The 16,903-nt window shown below is 74.5% G+C and carries 13 protein-coding genes; 7 read left to right on the plus strand and 6 right to left on the minus strand.

Features of this window, described 5'->3' with window-relative positions:
- Positions 1–30: 30 nt before the first annotated feature.
- The 3 genes from ftsH to ACIQWA_RS19730 all read right to left on the minus strand — a co-directional run bounded on the left by ftsH (position 31) and on the right by ACIQWA_RS19730 (position 4,494).
- A complete protein-coding gene (ftsH, locus tag ACIQWA_RS19720; RefSeq protein ID WP_402484092.1) occupies positions 31–2,016 on the minus strand; it encodes an ATP-dependent zinc metalloprotease FtsH in 1,986 nt (661 codons plus the stop codon).
- Positions 2,017–2,225: 209 nt separating this feature from the next.
- Complete coding sequence (locus tag ACIQWA_RS19725) at positions 2,226–2,882, minus strand: DsbA family protein (RefSeq protein WP_360234000.1); 657 nt, start codon at positions 2,880–2,882, stop codon at positions 2,226–2,228.
- A 40-nt stretch (positions 2,883–2,922) separates the two neighbouring features.
- A complete protein-coding gene (locus ACIQWA_RS19730) occupies positions 2,923–4,494 on the minus strand; it encodes an alpha/beta hydrolase (RefSeq protein WP_402484095.1) in 1,572 nt (523 codons plus the stop codon).
- A 429-nt stretch (positions 4,495–4,923) separates the two neighbouring features.
- Here ACIQWA_RS19730 and ACIQWA_RS19735 point away from each other — a divergent pair, with 429 nt between their 5' ends.
- From ACIQWA_RS19735 to ACIQWA_RS19745, 3 genes are all read left to right on the plus strand, one after another.
- Positions 4,924–5,658 carry an NUDIX domain-containing protein gene (locus ACIQWA_RS19735; protein ID WP_402484097.1) on the plus strand — a complete coding sequence of 245 codons (735 nt, stop codon included), beginning with the start codon at positions 4,924–4,926 and terminating at the stop codon, positions 5,656–5,658.
- A gap of 116 nt (positions 5,659–5,774) precedes the next feature.
- Positions 5,775–6,161, plus strand: a complete 387-nt coding sequence (locus tag ACIQWA_RS19740; protein ID WP_360234009.1) for a PadR family transcriptional regulator — start codon at positions 5,775–5,777, stop codon at positions 6,159–6,161.
- Complete coding sequence (locus tag ACIQWA_RS19745; RefSeq protein WP_402484099.1) at positions 6,158–6,757, plus strand: HAAS signaling domain-containing protein; 600 nt, start codon at positions 6,158–6,160, stop codon at positions 6,755–6,757. Before ACIQWA_RS19740 ends, ACIQWA_RS19745 begins: the two co-directional genes overlap by 4 nt.
- A 275-nt stretch (positions 6,758–7,032) precedes the next feature.
- Here the strand turns inward: ACIQWA_RS19745 and ACIQWA_RS19750 are convergent, their stop codons facing one another.
- Together ACIQWA_RS19750 and ACIQWA_RS19755 are read right to left on the minus strand one after the other, a co-directional pair.
- Positions 7,033–7,710 carry a DUF6461 domain-containing protein gene (locus tag ACIQWA_RS19750; RefSeq protein WP_402484100.1) on the minus strand — a complete coding sequence of 226 codons (678 nt, stop codon included), beginning with the start codon at positions 7,708–7,710 and terminating at the stop codon, positions 7,033–7,035.
- Positions 7,711–8,560: 850 nt separating this feature from the next.
- Positions 8,561–10,015 carry a purine-cytosine permease family protein gene (locus ACIQWA_RS19755; protein ID WP_402484102.1) on the minus strand — a complete coding sequence of 485 codons (1,455 nt, stop codon included), beginning with the start codon at positions 10,013–10,015 and terminating at the stop codon, positions 8,561–8,563.
- A 71-nt stretch (positions 10,016–10,086) separates the two neighbouring features.
- Between ACIQWA_RS19755 and ACIQWA_RS19760 the strand changes: the two genes are divergently transcribed.
- The 4 genes from ACIQWA_RS19760 to ACIQWA_RS19775 all read left to right on the plus strand — a co-directional run bounded on the left by ACIQWA_RS19760 (position 10,087) and on the right by ACIQWA_RS19775 (position 15,800).
- Positions 10,087–10,791 (plus strand): TetR/AcrR family transcriptional regulator, encoded by a 705-nt coding sequence (locus ACIQWA_RS19760; RefSeq protein WP_402484103.1) that lies wholly within the window; start codon positions 10,087–10,089, stop codon positions 10,789–10,791.
- 56 nt (positions 10,792–10,847) lie between these two features.
- Positions 10,848–12,515 carry an amidohydrolase gene (locus tag ACIQWA_RS19765; RefSeq protein WP_402484105.1) on the plus strand — a complete coding sequence of 556 codons (1,668 nt, stop codon included), beginning with the start codon at positions 10,848–10,850 and terminating at the stop codon, positions 12,513–12,515.
- A 276-nt stretch (positions 12,516–12,791) separates the two neighbouring features.
- The gene (locus ACIQWA_RS19770; RefSeq protein WP_402484107.1) at positions 12,792–14,189 is read left to right on the plus strand and encodes an erythromycin esterase family protein; all 1,398 of its coding nucleotides are present in this window, start codon (positions 12,792–12,794) and stop codon (positions 14,187–14,189) included.
- Positions 14,190–14,591: 402 nt separating this feature from the next.
- Complete coding sequence (locus ACIQWA_RS19775) at positions 14,592–15,800, plus strand: MFS transporter (protein ID WP_402484109.1); 1,209 nt, start codon at positions 14,592–14,594, stop codon at positions 15,798–15,800.
- A gap of 42 nt (positions 15,801–15,842) precedes the next feature.
- Here ACIQWA_RS19775 and ACIQWA_RS19780 read toward each other — a convergent pair whose 3' ends face one another.
- Entirely contained in the window at positions 15,843–16,871 is a 1,029-nt protein-coding gene (locus ACIQWA_RS19780) for an alpha/beta hydrolase (protein ID WP_402484111.1), read from the minus strand.
- Between the last annotated feature and the right edge of the window lie 32 nt (positions 16,872–16,903).

Raw genomic sequence — 16,903 nt, forward strand, 5'->3', positions numbered from 1 at the left:
TCATCCACCCCGGCCGCGCCGTCCCCCGCCTCAGGGTGCCGTCCCGGCGCCCCCGCTCCCGTCCGCCCCGGGCCCCGGGTGCCGCAGGATGTCGAGCACCAGCTTGCCGTCCACCGTCTCCTGGGCGACCAGCAGCGCCGCCAACTCGTCCAGGTGGTGCCGGTGTTCGCGCAGCAGTCCGAGGGCCCGCCGCTCGGCGCCGCGCAGCAGCCCGGCCACCGCCTCGTCCACCGCGTGCTGGGTCTGCTCGGAGTACGGGCGGCGCAGCAGGTCGTCGGGGTGGTCGCCGAGGTACTGCGGGGAGCCGCTGGAGTAGCCGACCGGGCCGAGGTCCGGGGAGAGGCCGAACTCGCGGACCATCCGGGTGGCCACCGAGGTGGCGTTGGCGAGGTCGTTGGCGGCGCCGGTGGAGCCCTCGCCGAAGACCACCAGTTCGGCGGCGCGCCCGCCGAGCTGCACGGCGAGCAGGTCGTTCAGGTAGCTCTCGCTGTACAGGTGCCGTTCCGCCTCGGGGAGTTGCTCGGTGGCGCCAAGGGCGACCCCGGCCGGGAGGATGGTCACCTTGGCGACCGGGTCGGCGTGCTCGCACAGCGCGGCCATCAGCGCGTGCCCGGACTCGTGGACGGCGACGGAGTGCCGCTCCTCGGGCAGCAGCGCGTTGGAGGACTCCCGGCGGCCGAGCAGCACCCGGTCGCGGGCCTCGTCGAGGTCGGCGGCGGTGAGGGTGGACCGGTCGGCGCGCACGGCGTTGATGGCGGCCTCGTTGACCAGGTTGGCGAGGTCGGCGCCGGAGAAGCCGGGGGTGCCGCGGGCGATCCGGTCCAGGTCGGCGTCCGGGGCGAGGGTCTTGCCGCGGGTGTGCACGGCCAGGATGGCCGCCCGCTCGGCCTGGTTGGGCAGCGGTACGACGACCTGCCGGTCGAAGCGGCCGGGGCGCAGCAGGGCGGGGTCGAGGGCGTCCGGCCGGTTGGTGGCGGCGATGACGACGATGCCGGTGCTCTGGTCGAAGCCGTCCATCTCGGAGAGCAGCTGGTTGAGGGTCTGCTCGCGTTCGTCGTTGCCGCCGACCCGGGTGCCGCCCGCGCGGCGCCCGCCGACGGCGTCGATCTCGTCGATGAAGACGATGGACGGTGCGCGCTTGCGGGCCTCGTCGAACAGGTCGCGGACCCGGGAGGCGCCGACGCCGACGAACATCTCGACGAAGCCGGAGCCGGTGACGGACAGGAAGGGCACCGAGGCCTCGCCGGCGACCGCCCGGGCGAGCAGCGTCTTGCCGGTGCCCGGCGGGCCGACCATGATCACTCCGCGCGGCCCCTTGGCCCCGGCGGCGGCGTAGCGCTCGGGGCTGCGCAGGTAGTCGACCACCTCGCTGACCTCCTGCTTCACCCCCTCGTACCCGGCGACGTCGGCGAAGCCGGTGGCGGGCCGCTCGGCCTCGATGATCTTCGCCCGGGAGCGGCCGATGGCGCTGAGGCCGCCGCCGAGCGAGCGCGCGGCCAGCCGGCCGGACCAGAGGAACAGCCCGCCGAAGAGCAGCAGCGGCAGGAACAGCAGCAGGGTCGACCAGATCGAGCTGCCGCCGGACCGGCTGCCGGTGACGTTCACGTGCTGGTCGGAGAGCGCCTTGCTGAGCTGGGAGGTGTCCAGGGCGGTGGGGATCTGGCTGGTGAACCGGGTGCCGTCCTTGAGGGTGCCGGACACGCCGCCGGTGTCGCTGACGTTCACGGTCTGCACCTGGCCGGTGTCGACCCGGTTGAGCAGGTCGGTGTAGCCGTAGCGGGGGCCGGTCGCGGCGGGCTTGGCGAGCAGTACCAGGAGCAGCAGGGTCAGCAGCACGGCGACCGGCAGCAGCCAACGGCGCAGCGCGGGCGGCGGCGGCTTGGGCGGGGTGCCGCCGGGGCCCTGCCCCGGTCCGCGGCCGGGGCCGCCCCAGCCGCCGGGGCCCGGGCCCTTGCCGCCGCCGGGCGGGGTCGCGGCGTGGCGGCGGGCGGCACCCGGGCGCATTCGGAGGATCATGCACGCTCACCGCCTCTCGGACGCCGCCGGGCCCAGCCGGGCCCGGCTCGGCGCCCACCCCTCCATGGTCGACCCCTGCGGCCCCGGACGGGAGCCCGAGCCGGTACCGGCGGAGCGGCGGGGCCGGTCAGGAGAGGTCGGGGGCCGATCAGGAGGAGTCGGGGGCCGGCCAGGAGAGGTCGGGACCGATCAGGAGAAGTCGGGGCCGGTCAGGAGAAGTCGAGCGACCCCGTCCTGGTCCGCTTGAGCTCGAAGAACTTCGGGTAGCCGGCCAGCAGCCGAACGCCCTCGAAGACCCGCAGCGCGTCCTCGCCGCGCGGGATCGCGGTCAGCACCGGGCCGAAGAAGGCCGTGCCGTCCACGTGGATGGTCGGGGTGCCGACCTCCTCGCCGACCGGGTCCATGCCCTCGTGGTGGCTCTTGCGCAGCGCGATGTCGTACGCGGTGCTGTTGGCCGCCTCGGCGAGCTCTTCGGGCAGCCCGGCGGCGACCAGGGCCTCGCGGATGACGGTGTCGTCGACCTCCCGGTCCTGGTCGTGGAAGCGGGTGCCGAGCTCGGTGTACAGGTCGCGCAGCACGTGCTCGCCGTGCTGTTCGGCGGCGGCGATGCAGACCCGGACCGGGCCCCAGCCGGTGGTCATCAGACGCTGGTAGCGCTCCGGCAGGTCGGTACGGCCCTCGTTGAGCACGGACAGGCTCATCACCCGGAAGGTGAGGTCGAGTTCGCGCTGACGGGCGACCTCCAGGATCCACCGCGAGGTGATCCAGGCGAAGGGGCAGACGGGGTCGAAGTAGAAGTCGACCTTGGGGGTGTTCTCGTTCGCTCGCGTGTTCACACGGATGATCCTAGGGGCCGATTGGACCATTCCGCAGGGCCAATCGAATACTGCCGCAGTGGGCCACTTCTCAGCTGCAAGTGGTCCCGTCCGCAGGCACCGTACCGTCCAGCAGGTAGGCGTCGACAGCCTTCTTCAGGCACGGGTTTCCGGTGTTGTAGCCACCGTGGCCCTCGCCCTTGAGCGTGACGGTGACGCCGACGCCCGCGCCCAGCTGCTGGGCCATGGTCCGGGCGCCCTCGACCGGGGTGGCCGGATCCCCGGTGGTGCCGACCACCAGGATCGGGGCGGCGCCGGGGGCGGCGACCTCCGGGTGGTCGGCCTTGCCAGGGACGGGCCAGCCGGTGCAGCCGGTGAGGCCCCAGGCGGTGAAGGCGCCGAAGACCGGGGAGGCGGCGCGGAACTGCGGCAGCTGCTGTGCCACGTCCTGGTCGGAGTAGCGCTGCCGCGCGTCCACGCAACTGATCGCCCGGTTGGCCGCGTTGAGGTTGTTGTAGTGGCCCTGCGGGTCGCGTCCGTTCAGCGAGTCGGCGAGCTGGAGGAGGGTGTCGCCGGTGCCCGCCTGCATCGCCTCGGTGAGCCCGGAGGCCAGCGCGGGCCAGGTCTGCTGGCTGTACAGGGCGCCGGCGATGCCGGTGACGGCCAGGCCCTCGGTCAGCTTCCGGCCGCTGCTGGTGGGCAGCGGCGACTGGGCGAGCTGCTGCAGCAGGTCGGTGATCCGCGCGGTGCCCTCGGCACCGCCGCCGCCGGTCGGGCAGGCGGCCGCCTCCTGGGTGGCACAGGCCTTCATGAAGTCGTCGAGGGCGAGCTGGAAGCCCTGGGCCTGGCCGAGCGCGCTCTGCTCCGGGTCCTTCGTCGGGTCGACCACCGAATCCAGCACGACCCGGCCGACCTCCTGCGGGAACAGGTGCGCGTAGACACCGCCGAGCTCGGTGCCGTAGCTGATGCCGAAGTAGGAGAGCTTCTGGTCGCCGAGCACCTGGCGCATCAGGTCGAGGTCCCGGGCCGCGCTCTCGGTGTCCACGTAGGGCAGCACCGGGCCGGAGTTGTGCTCGCAGGCGGCGGCGAACTGGGCGTTGCTGTCATCCAGCGCCTTGACCTCGGCGGGGGTGTCCGGGGTGCTGTCGACGGCGGCGTTGGCGTCCATCGCGCGGTCGTCCAGGCACTTCACCCCGGCGCTGTCACCGACCCCGCGCGGGTCGAAACTCACCAGGTCGTAGCGGGTGTTGAGGGAGGCGTAGGCGGCGGCCAGGGCGGGCAGGGTGGCCACCCCGGAGGCGCCGGGGCCGCCGAAGTTGAACAGCAGCGAGCCGAGCCGGTGCTGTTCGTCCTTGGCCTTGGTGCGGATCAGCGCCAGGTCGATGGTCCCCCCGTCGGGCTTGGCGTGGTCCAGCGGGGCCTTGAGGGTGGTGCACTCCCAGTCGCTCGGGGGCGCGGTGCCGCCGCCCTGCGCGGCGCTCGGGGCCGGGCAGGCCCGCCAGTCCAGCCGCTGGGCAGCCAGGCCGCCGGCGCTCGCACCGCTGACCGGGGAGGTGGGCGCGGGCTCGGCGGCGGACGGGCTGCCGCCCTGGCAACCGGAGACGGGGGCGAGCAGCAGCGCGGCCAGGCCGAGCGCGCCGGCGCCGCGGACGACGGAGGGCATGGGGCGGTCCACCTCTCGGGTTGGCCGGGCGGTACTGCCGGGTGCACCGGCGCGTGGCAGGACGGCGTACGCCTGGCGTACGCGTGGTGCGTCGGGGAGGCGTGCGCGCCCCGGCGCCCGGCACCGTCGGCGCACCACAGACCCTAGGGGCCCGGGCGCGGCGACGCCCGTCGGAATCTCCGGACGGAGGGCGTGCGCCGGACGGACTGCCATCGGCCGACCGGGTGAGGGTCCGGCCGGGACGGTGCGGGCGCACTGCCCGGGTGCGGCGCGGGAGCGCTGCGGGAGCGGGGTCGGGTGCGCCGCGTGCGGGGTCGGGTGCCGGGTCGGGTGCACTGCGGGTACGTCGCGGGTACGCCGCAAGCAGTTCGGGAGTCCGCCGCCGCGGCACGGCGGGGACCGCGGGGCACCGTCGAAACGGAGGGCACGTTGAGCACCGACAGCGATTTCGACAGCGTGGACGTCTTCATCACCACTGGCCGGCAGGAAGTCCTGCTCCAACTGCGCGACGACAGGCCCGACATCCCGTGGCCCGACCACTGGGTGGTCCCCGGCGGCCACCGCGAGCCCGGCGAGACGCCGTACCGCACGGCGGTGCGCGAACTGCGCGAGGAAACCGGGCTGGACGTGCCCGGGCTGCTCCCCTTCCACCCGGTCCTGGCCGCCACCGACCCGGAGGGCCGGCGGCGCCGCGCCTTCCACGCCCTGGTCGACGTCGACCAGGCGGAGCTGGTCCTCGGGGAGGGCCGGGAACTGCGGCTGGTCCCCTTCACCGAGGCCCAGCGGATGAAGCTCCCGCCCGCGCTCAAGGGGTACCTGCGGCAGCTGGAGGCGCGGCTGGCGGTCGGGCGGACGCCGGAGTGGGCGGTGGTCGACGACATCCACCGCCACCTGTCCGAGCACCGGGCGGGCAGCGGACTGCCGTTACTGCCCCTCCAGGTGGTGAAGATCCAGGAGGAGGCCGGGGAGGTCGCCGAGGCCCTGCTCGGCGTGCTCGGCGCCAACCCGCGCAAGGGCGTCAGCCACACCGTGGCCGAGCTGCAGGGCGAGCTGTGCGACGTGATCACCGCAGCCATGGTCGCGCTGCGGGAGACCACGGCGGACCCGGGCACCGTCCTCGCCGCGCACCTGGCCGGCTGGCGGCCGGTGCGGCAGGAGGGGTAGCCCGCCCGCCCCCGCGACCGACCGCGACCGACGGCGCTTCCCTCCCGGCGCCCGCTCCCCGCCGTCGGGGCGCGCCCCCTGGCCGGTATCTTGCTTCGCCTGCTATCTTGCATTGCATGGTACCTGGCATCGCAAGCACCGACGGCGGCGACGAGCCCGGCGCGGTCGACGGTCCGGTCGCGACCCAGCTGCGCAAGGGCGTCCTGGAGTACTGCGTCCTCGCACTGCTGCGCGACGGCCCGCGCTACGGGGTCGAGCTGCTCCAGGAACTCGGCCGCCACCCGATGCTGGCGACCAGCCAGGGCACCATCTACCCACTGCTGTCCCGGCTGCGCCGCGCCGGGCTCGCCGACACCTTCCTGCGCGACTCGGCCAGCGGCCCGTCCCGCCGGTACTACACCCTCACCGAGGCGGGGCGGAGCGCCCTGGCGGAGTTCACCGCGCTCTGGCCCGCCTTCCGCGCCACCATCGACCACGTCCTCGCCCCGGGAGAGCACCCGTGAACAACCCCGTCGACCACCCCCTGGTCCGCGCTCACCTCGACGCCGTCGCCCGCGGTACCGCCACACTGCCGCCCGAGCGCCGCCGCGAGCTGCTGGCCGACCTGCGCGAGCACATCGACGTCTCGCTCACCGAGGTCCCGCTCGACGACGACGCCATCCGCTCCGTCCTGGCGCAGCTCGGCACCCCCCGGCAGATCGCCGAGGCCGCCCTCGCCGAGGAGGGGCAGACACCGCCCGCCCCGGAGTCGGCCCGCCGGACCAACCTCACCCTCGCGCTGGCCGTCCTCGCCCTGCCGGTCTCGCTGGTCCCGCTCGCCGGGCCCGTGCTCGGCTTCGCCGCGGCCGTCGTCGCGGCCGTCCGGGTGACCAGGTCCCGTCAGTGGACGCGCCGGGAGAAGCGGCAGGCCGCCGTGCTCATGGTCTCCCCGCTGCTGCTCACGCCCGCGATCACGGTGGCGTTCACGCTGTTCTCCACGGGCCTCACCCCCAGCGCCCTGCTCCTCGCCTGTGCCCTGGGCTTCTGCCCGAGCCCGATCGCCGCGCTCCGACTGTCCCGCGCCGCCACTCGGGTGCGCACGGCCGACCTCCCTGCCTGAGGGCGGGGGCACCGGGCGCCGGCTCCGGCCCTGTCCGGCCCGGCCCGGCCCGACCTTGACCCGCGAGTGGGCCGATCGGCACCCCTGCAAGGGAGTTGTGCGCGGCGGAACCTCCCGATCGGCACATGTGCGGGCGCCTGGTGGCGGGCGAGGATGACGGTCATCGGGGCCCCGCCGGTGGGGCCCCGGGAGGGAGCCCCGCCATGACCGCCATGACCGCCATCACCGTCACCATCGCGCCGCCGTCGCCCCTACTCGCATCCCCGCCGTCGAGCTCAGTGCAGTTCCAGCCCCGGCCTGCCACGCACCACGTACGCCGGCAGCCGTACCTCGCCCAGGACGGCCCGGGGCAGGCACAGCCCGAAGCGCCGCCCGACCGCGCCGAGGGTCCGCCGCCGGACTCCGGCAGCGGGCGCGCGCCCAGGGGTGCAGGAGGTGACGCCGTCCGCTTCCAGGACGTTCGCGGCGATCAGCTCCGGTACGAGCAGATCGGGCTGCCGGCCCCAGCGCCACCGCTCCTGCCCCAGGCCGAAGCCGCACAGCACGGCGCCGTCCCGGGCGTAGTCGAGCAGGGCGGGCGGCTGCTCCGGCATCGGCCGGAAGTGCACCACCTCCACACCCTCGCGCGCTATCTCGGTGAGCAGTTCGCCGCCGGTGGAGTCCCCGTACTCGATCGCGAAGGACCAGCCGTCCGCCTCGCCGACCCGGATCACGCCGTCGCCGTCGTCACCGGGCCGGTAGACCTCGATGTCCAGGTCCCAGATCTCCCGCCCGCTGATCGGCCCGGTGGCGGCAGCCGGGTCGGCACCCATCCGGCGGGCGAGTTCCTCCGGCGGGATGCCGCGCGCGAACACCACTCCGCTCACCTCGCCATCGGCGTCCGCCAACCACTGGATGCCCTCACCGCCCCGCTCCTCGGCCCCGCGCGAACTGTCACCGATGACGTCGATCATGACGCCCCTCCCCTCGCGCCGGCCCTGAAATGGCCAGGCGCAGCCGGTCCGCACCCTAACCGAGATCGCCGACAGCCAACGGCGAACGGCCGAGCGGAGGAGCAGCCTGGGAGAGGAACGCACCTGGGGCGCACCACCGTTCGCCCGGTACCACCTCCGCCCGCCGCCGACCGTCCCGGCCTCGGCGATCCGGCTGCGTTCGGTTGCGGCCGACGCGAGGGCACGACTACCGCTTGCGCCACGGCAGTTCCCCCGCCACGGCTGCCGGGTGACTGCACCAGACCCCAGTCGGATCGAGCGCATCCGCACCACGGTGCACCGGCCGGTCGGCCCATGGACCTCAGCGGTTCACAACCTCCTCCGCCGTCCGGAGGCCGTCGGCCAGGGACACTCACCCCGCGCGCTCGGCTTCGACGAGCAGGACCGCGAGGTCCTGACCTGGATCAGCCGCGAATCCGGCCCGGGCGGTTGGGCCAGGTCGTCGACGACCGGAGCCCGACCACCTTCGCCCGCCTCCTGCGCGACGTGGCCTACGCGCTCGAGTACATGGCACCGTTCCGCGACGACGACGTGTGCTGCGGTGGCTGCGCTACCCGCAGCCGCTCCGGGCCCGCCTCGCTTGGAGCCGGGCCGACCGGCGCCCGGTCGATCCCTGAGGCTCCGCCCAACTCCTTTTCCAGCGAGGCGAACTGCTCTGCCGCCATCGTGACCGCCCGGGGGTGGAGAACGACCGGTGGGCGGGCCGACGCGGGACGTCGGGCCGGCCGACCTCCCGCGCGCTGCCCACCCTCGCCCACCCTCAGCCACCGTTCGCCCAGCGCCGGACCGACGGGGCCAACTGTCCCGGGCCTCAGCCCTTCCCGCGCGACACCACCCGCCGCATCAGCAGGGCGTAGACCACGGCAGCGACCGCGATCCCGACCGGGAGGGCCAGGTCGACGCCGGTCAGCGCCGCGACCGGGCCGGTGTAGAGCGTGTCGACGCAGAGGGCCGAGGTCGTCACGCCCGCCACCAGGGCAAGCACACCGGCCGGGTTGACGCCCGCGCGGTACCAGAACGGGCTGCCGGGCGACTCGTCGGTCAGCGCCCGCCCGTCGTAGCGGTTGCGGCGCAGCAGGATGTCGACGGCGTAGATGGCGGTGCTGGGGCCGAGGAGGACGACGGTCAGTTGGAGCACGTTGCTGACCGTGTCCAGGAAGTTGGAGACCAGCAGGGCGTAGAGGGTCAGCGCGACCGCGACCGTGCCGTCCACCAGGACGCTGAGCGTGCGGCGGATGCGGATGCCCACGGCCTGGAGGGCGAGGCCGGCGCTGTACGCGGTGAGGGCGTTGACGGCAACGGTGCCGATGACCAGTGAGAGGAGGAAGACCGGGTTGAACCAGCCGGGCAGGATCGTCTGGAGCGCGGCCTGCGGGTCGGTCATGTCGACGGCCGTGGCCCCGAGCACGCCCAGGCCGCCGACCACGACGCTGGGCAGGAAGCCGCCGAGGGCGGTCCAGCCGAGCACCGCACGCGGGGAGGTGTCGGCCGGCAGGTAGCGGGAGAAGTCGGCGCTGGTGGTGTACGAGAGCGGCCCGGAGGCGATGAGGGTGACGCCGGCCAGGACGGCCGCCCACATCCCGCTGCCGCTGAGCGGCTGCGGCTGGCTCCAGCCGAAGTCGGCATGCCGGAGGATCGCGTAGCCGACGACGGCGAAGGCGGCGGCGAGGACCAGCGTGATCGGCAGGTAGAGCCGCACGATCACGGCGTGCCCGTACACGCTGATGGTCAGCGTGAGCACCACGATCGCGATCACGATGGCGATCTTGATCGGGGTATTCGGGGTGATCCCGACCTGCTCGGCAAGGGAGAACGCCGCGACGGCGGCCGCCGCCAGGTTCAGCGCGAAGTAGCAGACGGAGATCATCCACCCGGTGACTGCGTTGTTCACCCGGTTGCCCCGGACTCCGTACAGCGCCCGCGTGATCACCTCGCTGGGCGCGCCGGCGGCCGGTCCGGAGACGGCCAGCAGTCCGGTGCCCAGCCAGAACAGGTTGCCGACCACGATCACCGCGAAGGCCTGCCACAGGCTGAGCCCGCTCAGCACCAGGGCGCCGCCGACCACCAGGTTGAGGTAGTTGACGCTGGCCGCCGCCCAGACCGCGAAGAGTTCACGGGCGCGGCCCCTCCGTTCCGTCTCGGGGATGTGGTCGATGCCGTGGACCTCGACCCGCCCGGCCCGGTCCTGTGGGGACTGCGCGGACTGCGGGAGCGGTGGTCCGGTGGGGGAGTCGGACTGGGGGTGGTCCGGGAGCGTGGACGCCATTGGGGGCCCTCCGTGGGGGTGTCGTGCCCACCTGCTTGCTTATTGGTCGCACACTCAATAGCATCCGGCACATGACGTCAAGCGTTCAGCGCAAACGGATCCGGAAGTCCCCCGACGACCGCCGCGCGGAGATCGTCGAGGCCGCAGCCACCGTCGCCCTCACCGAGGGCCTGGAGTGCATCACCCTGCGCCGGATCGCCGAGCAACTCGACGTCAGACCCGGCCTGATCAGCCACTACTTCCCGGCCGTGGAGGACTTGGTCGCCGAGGCCTTCGGCAGCGCCGCCACCGCCGAACTGGAGTCGCTGCTGCCCGCCGACCCGCCGGACGGCTCCTCGCTCAACCACCTCGCCCGTTTCTTCGCCCGCGCCACCGGCCCGGCGTACGACGACATGAGCCGCCTCTGGCTCAACGCCCGCCACCTCAGCCGCTACCGTCCCGTCCTGCGCGAGCGCGTGCTCGGCCAGGAGTCGCTGTGGCGGGGTCGGCTCACCGGCGCCGTCCGAGCGGGCGTCGAACGGGGCGAGTTCCACACCGAGGACCCGGACCTCACGGCCATCCGGATCCTGGTGGTGATCGACGGCCTCGCCTCCCACGCCAACACCGGCCTGGGCAACCACCCCTCGGCCGTCATCCGGCTGGCCGCCGCCACCGCCGAACGCGAACTCGGCCTGGCGGACGGCACGCTGGCCCTCGCCACCGAGCCGGAACCCGCCACCGCCGAACCCGGGTCCCCCACCACCGAGCCCGGATCCGGCACCGAAGAGCAGTCCTGACCCCACCTCCCCCTCCCACACCCCCTCCCCCACCCCGCACCACCGCTGGAGTCGACGTGCGAACCTCCCTGGTCCTCCTCTCCGCCCGACTGCTCGACCCCGCGTCCGGCGGCTTCCTCCCGCAGACCGCGCTCGCCGTGGTCGACGGCCGGATCGCCGCGCTGGGCGACGACCGGACGATCCGCGAACTCGCCGACGCCGCAACGACGGTGATCGACCTCAAGGGCGCCGTGGTCACCCCCGGCCTGGTCGACGGCCACCTCCACCCGGTCACCGGCGCCGAACTCACCCACGGCCTGGACCTCTCCGGCTGCACCGACCTGCCGTCCGTCCGCGCCGCCCTCGCCGCCGAGGTCGAGCGCCTCGCCCCGGGCGCCTGGCTGCACGCCTGGGGCCTGGACCCGAACGTCTTCGGCGACCGCCCGGTCGAGTCCGCCGCCGTCGCCCCCGTCCTCGACGGCGTCCCCGCACTGCTCCAGCTCTTCGACGCCCACTCCATGCTCGCCAGCCCGCGCGCCCTGGAACTGGCCGGCGTGGACGGTCCGCGCACCTTCGCCCAGGCTGCCGAGGTGGTCTGCGACGCCGCCGGCCACCCCACCGGCCTACTGCTGGAGGACGCGGCCTGCGAACTGGTCGAACGCGCCGCCCCGCAACCCACCCACGCCGAGCGCCGGGAGCGCCTGGCCGCCGCCCTGCGCGCCATGGCCGCGAACGGCCTCACCGGCGGCCACGCGATGGACGCGGGCGGCGACAGCCTCGCCCTCTACGCCGAGCTCGACGAGGCGGGCGACCTGCCGCTGCGCCTGCGGGTCGCCCCCTGGTGCCAGCCCGGCGTGGACCAGGACGGGCTGGACGCACTGGTCGAACTCCAGGGCCGCAGTGGGGAGTTGTGGCGGGTGGACGGCGTCAAGCTGTTCATGGACGGCACGATCGACAACGGCACCGCCTGGCTGGAACGCCCGGACTGCCACGGCGAGTCCACCCACGCCTTCTGGCCCGACCCGGCGCACTACACCCAGGTGATCGGGCAGCTGCACCGCGCCGGCGTGCCGACGGCCACCCACGCCATCGGCGACGCCGCCGTCCGCCACGCCCTCGACTCCGTCGAGCAGGCCACCTCGACGGCCACCGCGACCACCGCCCCGCCCGCCACGCCGACCGGCCCGACCACCGGCCCCGTCCGACACCGGATCGAACACATCGAGACCGTCCCGGACGAGGTGGTACACCGCTTCGCCGAGCTGGGCGTGATCGCCTCCATGCAGCCCACCCACTGCTGCGACTTCACCCGCGCCGACCACACCGACAACTGGTCCCGCCGCCTCGGCGAGGAGCGCGCCGACCGGGCCTGGCGCTGCCGCGACCTCTGGGACGCGGGCGCCACCGTCGTCCTCGGCTCCGACTGGCCGATCGCCCCCTACCCGCCGCTGGGCGTCATGGCGGGGGCCCGCCACCGCCGCCCCACCCGCGACCTCGGCCAGCCCCCGCACAACCCCGGCCAGGCCCTCACCGCCCTGGAGGCGCTGCGCGCGATGACCGTCAACCCGGCCTTCGCGGCGGGCGAGGAACAGCTCGCGGGCCGGATCGCGGTCGGCCACCGGGCCGACCTCACCGTCCTCGCCGCCGACCCCCTGGCCACCACCGCCACCGAGCTCGCCGAGGTCCCGGTGCTGCTCACCGTCCTGGACGGCCGCCCCACCCACCGCGCCGACCGGCTCGGCTGACCCGAAGCACCGGGCGCACCCGAAGCACCCGCACCCGGAGCACCCGGACCAGGGCGGGCCGCCCCCGGCCCCCCGCCTACCAGCAGCCCGCCCATCCGTCCAGGTGGCCCCAGGGGAACCGTCCAGGTGCCCCCAAGGGGCCTGGGCGGGTGGGGTCTGCCCCCCGGAGAACCTGGCGGCCCTCCCCAGCGCGCCCCACCCCCTCCTCGGCAGAGGATTCTCTCACCGGCCCACACCGCCGGACGAGTTGAACCGACGAGCCGTGGAGTAGCCATCATGACCGTGACCCGGACCCCGATCGACCGACGGACCCTGCTGACCGCCACCACGGCGACGGCGACCGCCGCCCTGCTCATCCCGGCGACGGCCACCACCGCTACCGCAGCGGCGGCCACCACCGCAGCCGCCGGCCCGACGGCCTCCCGGTCGGTCCCGCAGACCTCGGCGGTCTCCGCCGAACTCGACCGGATCGCCCACCCGTTGCGCTCCACCGAGCCCGACGCCCCGGCCGCCGGGCTGCGGGCGCTGGGCGCGATGATCGGCGACGCCCGGGTGGTCGGCCTGGGCGAGGCCACCCACGGCTCGCACGAGTTCTTCACCATGAAGCACCGGGTGTTCCGCTACCTGGTCGAGGAGAAGGGCTTCACCACCTTCGCCCTGGAGGCCAGTTGGTCGGCGGGCCTGCTGATCGACGCGTTCGTGCAGGGCCAGGGCGACGGCGACGCCCGTACGCTGGTGCGCCGGGTGATGGCCGGATCGCCGTGGCAGCGGCGGGAGTTCGCCGACCTCATCAGCTGGATGCGGGCGTACAACCGGAGCGGCCCGCAGCACCCGGTGCACTTCGTGGGCACCGACCTCGGCTTCCCCGCGATCGGCGAGCAGCCCTTCGCCGAGGTCACCGCCTACCTGCGGAAGGCCGCCCCCGCCTCGCTGTCGAGCGTCGAGCAGTCCTACGCCGCCCTGCGGCCCTTCACCGACGCCATCGGCTACCTCAGCCGCACCCCGCTGCCCGAGCGACGGCGCAACGCGGACCTGGCGCAGCAGGCGCTGGACCTGGTCACCGCCGCCGGCCGGGACGGCGACGCGGACTACGAGTGGGCCGTCCAGCACGCCCGCAACATCGCCCGGACCTTCGCCTTCACCACCATGCAGGTCGACGACAGCGCCTCCGTCGTCGCCGCCCAGGTGCTCCGCGACCGGGCGATGGCCGACAACACCCTGTGGTGGCAGCGCCGCCACGGCGGCAAGGTGCTGCTCTCGGCGCACAACGGCCACGTCGGCTACCGGTCCGGCGACCCGATCCTCTACCCCACGCCGCAGGGCGCCCACCTGCGCGAGGCACTCGGCGCCGGCTACGTCGGCATCGGCTTCACCTTCGGCAGCGGCTCCTTCCTCACCGAGGCCGACGCCTTCGCCGACGACTGGCGCAGCACCACCGTGCCGCCGGCCACCCTCGGCATGAACGAGTACCTCCTCGACCGGGTCCGCCCCCGCGACTACTACCTCGACCTGCACCAGGCCTCGCCCGCCGCCCGCACCTGGCTCGACACCGCCCGCCCCACCTACGACGCCGGCACGACCTTCACCAGCACCCCGCTGCCCACCCTCGCCCTCGGCGGCAGCTACGACGTGCTGATCCACCTCCACCGGGTCCGCGCGGCCGACAAGCTCTGAGCACTCCCTCTCCCCCACCGCGACACCAGTCGCCCGTTCCGCCGCTGCGAGGAGTTGCACTTCCCCGGGCCTCGCGAAAAGGGTCGCCGATGCTCCGGGATTCCGGCACCCCGACGGAGGCTGCGGAGGCGGTCTGACATGAGGCCGACCCGCACCTCCCGACAGTCCGCCACTTCCCGCCGGGCCCGTACCTCCCAGCAGGCCGCCGCCGCCCAGCGGCTACCGCAGAACCGGGGCCTGGGCTTCCTGGCCCTGCCCATCCCCGGCACGGCCACCGTTGGGGGGCAACGGCGGCGCCGGAGGCGACCGCAGCGGAAGCGGCAGCCACGCCGTACGGCCGGTCGGCCCAGTGTGCGACCGCACGCCGTGGGCCCGTACCGTCCGGGTGCCTATCGTGGGTTGGTGACTGATCATCGCACTGCCGGTCCCGTCGTCAGCGGGGCGGGTTACCTGCTCGCCGCCTTCGCCTTCGCGGTCTGCATGACCGGGACCACCCTGCCCACCCCGCTGTACGGGCTCTACCAGGAGCGGATCGGCTTCTCCGAACTGACGGTGACGGTGGTGTTCGCCGTGTACGCCTTCGCGGTGATCGGGGTGCTGCTGCTGGTCGGGAACGTGTCCGACAGCGTCGGGCGCCGGCCCGTGCTGTTGTGCGGACTGGTCAGCGCGGCCCTGAGCGCCGTCGTGTTCCTGGCCGCGGACAGCGTGCTGCTGCTCTGCCTGGGGCGGCTGCTGTCGGGGCTGTCGGCGGGGGTGTTCACCGGCACCGCCACGGCGTACGTGCTGGAGCTGGCACCGCCGGGGCGCCGGGGGCGCGCGGGCTTCGTCGCGACGGCCGCCAACATGGGCGGCCTGGGCTGCGGCCCGCTGGTGGCGGGGCTGCTCGCCCAGTACGCGCCGCACCCCTTGGTGCTGCCCTTCGTGGCGCACCTGGTGCTGCTGGCCGCCGCCTTCGGCGTGCTGCTGCGGCTGCCGGAGACGGTGGTCGGCGCCCGTCCACTGCGCACCGCCCGGCCGGTCCGGCCCAGCCTGCCCCCGGAGGTGCGGCGGGTGTTCCTGGCGGCCGGGATCGCGGCCTTCGCCGGGTTCTCCCTGCTGGGGCTGTTCACCTCCGTCGCCCCGGCCTTCCTCGCCGAGGGGCTGGACGTGCACAACCGCGCACTGGTCGGCCTGATCGTCTCGTCCGCCTTCCTGGCCTCGACCCTCGGTCAGCTGCTCGTCCCCCGGCTGGGCACCGCGCGGGCCGTGCCGCTGGGCTGCCTGGTGCTGATCGCCGGTCTGGCGCTGCTGGCGGGTTCGCTGGCGTGGGCCGTCCTGGCGCTGCTGGTGTCGGCCGCGCTGGTGGGCGGCGTCGGGCAGGGCATGGGGCTGCGCGGCGCGGTGGGCGAGGTCGCCGCCGCGAGCCCGCCGGAGCACCGGGGCGGGGCGCTCTCGGCCCTCTTCGTGGTCGGCTACTTCGGCATCTCGATCCCGGTCATCGGCGTCGGGCTGCTCACCGGTCCGCTCGGCCTGGCCCACGCCGGCCTGGTGTTCGCCGCCTGCATGGCTCTGCTGGCCGCCGCCTCCGGCGCCTACCTGCTCCGCCTGTCGCGGATCGGGGCCGCAGTCTGACCCCAGCCCCGACCCGCGCCTGCTCGACTGGGGCCGGAGCGCCTACTCGGCCAAGGCCCGCGCGGCGGCTCCGGCCCGTCCGGCCCGGAGCCGCTGGCGCAGGAAGAGGGCAGCGCGGTCGAGCGCCTCGTCCGCCTCGTCGAGGACGCCGGCGAAGGACTGGAACACGTGCGGCGCGTCGGCGGTGACGTCGAGGATGACGTCCACACCCGCCTCGCGGGCCCGCTCGGCCAGGCGTGTGGAGTCGTCCAGCAGCAGTTCGTTGGCGCCGACCTGGATCAGCATCGGGGGGAAGCCGGTCAGGTCGGCGTGCAGGACGGGGCTGAGCAGCGGCTGCCGGGGGTCGGCCCCGCCCAGGTACATGGCTCCGGTGTGGTCGAGGGCGGCGCGGGTGAAGATCGGGTCGACGCCCTCCTTGGTCCGGATGCTCTCGCCGCTCCGGGTGGCGTCGAGGCCCGGGGAGAGGAGCAGCAGGGCGGCGGGCAGCGGCAGGCCCGCGTCCCGGGCGGCGAGGCAGGTGGTGACGGTGAGTCCACCGCCGGCGGAGTCGCCCGCGAAGACGATGGCGGACGGGTCCCCGCCCCGGTCGAGGAGGGCCCGGTAGGCGCTCAGGCAGTCCTCGACGGCGGCCGGGAAGGGGTGCTCGGGGGCCAGCCGGTAGTCCGGCGAGTACGCTCCGACACCGGTCCTGGCCACCAGGTTCCCGGTCAGCGAGAGCGCGGTCTCGGGGGAGCCGAAGACCCAGCCGCCGCCGTGGAAGTACAGGATCGTCGCCCCCGACCCGCCCTGCGTCCCGTCCTCCGTCCCGTCCTCGGCCCCGCCCTCCGTCCCGTCCTCGGAAGCCCGATCCGAGCCGTCCGCCGGACCGCTCCCCTCCGGGCCCTTGGGCCGGACCCGCAGGGCCGGGCGGCCGCCGAGGGTGGTCGGCTCGGTGCGGATGGCGTCGTGGGGCACGATCATTCCCGCCATCAGGGCCCGGAAGCCGGCCCGAATCTCCTCCACCGACCGCGGCCCGGTCGACGCCGACCGCCGCAGCATCGCGTCGACCTGGCTGCGCTGCTCCCTGCTCATGGGCACACTCCTGCCTGAGTAGCTTCCCGTAC

It is taken from the genome of Kitasatospora sp. NPDC098652, assembly GCF_044760155.1.
Taxonomy (GTDB): Bacteria; Actinomycetota; Actinomycetes; order Streptomycetales; family Streptomycetaceae; genus Kitasatospora.

Coding starts and splice junctions, on each gene's coding strand:
- ACIQWA_RS19740 (WP_360234009.1), top strand. CDS start 5,775: ATGGTACCTGGCATCGCAAGCACCGACGGCGGCGACGAGCCCGGCGCG.
- ACIQWA_RS19770 (WP_402484107.1), top strand. CDS start 12,792: ATGACCGTGACCCGGACCCCGATCGACCGACGGACCCTGCTGACCGCC.
- ACIQWA_RS19755 (WP_402484102.1), bottom strand. CDS start 10,015: ATGGCGTCCACGCTCCCGGACCACCCCCAGTCCGACTCCCCCACCGGA.
- ftsH (WP_402484092.1), bottom strand. CDS start 2,016: ATGATCCTCCGAATGCGCCCGGGTGCCGCCCGCCGCCACGCCGCGACC.
- ACIQWA_RS19750 (WP_402484100.1), bottom strand. CDS start 7,710: ATGATCGACGTCATCGGTGACAGTTCGCGCGGGGCCGAGGAGCGGGGC.
- ACIQWA_RS19725 (WP_360234000.1), bottom strand. CDS start 2,882: ATGGTCCAATCGGCCCCTAGGATCATCCGTGTGAACACGCGAGCGAAC.
- ACIQWA_RS19730 (WP_402484095.1), bottom strand. CDS start 4,494: ATGCCCTCCGTCGTCCGCGGCGCCGGCGCGCTCGGCCTGGCCGCGCTG.
- ACIQWA_RS19760 (WP_402484103.1), top strand. CDS start 10,087: ATGACGTCAAGCGTTCAGCGCAAACGGATCCGGAAGTCCCCCGACGAC.
- ACIQWA_RS19780 (WP_402484111.1), bottom strand. CDS start 16,871: ATGAGCAGGGAGCAGCGCAGCCAGGTCGACGCGATGCTGCGGCGGTCG.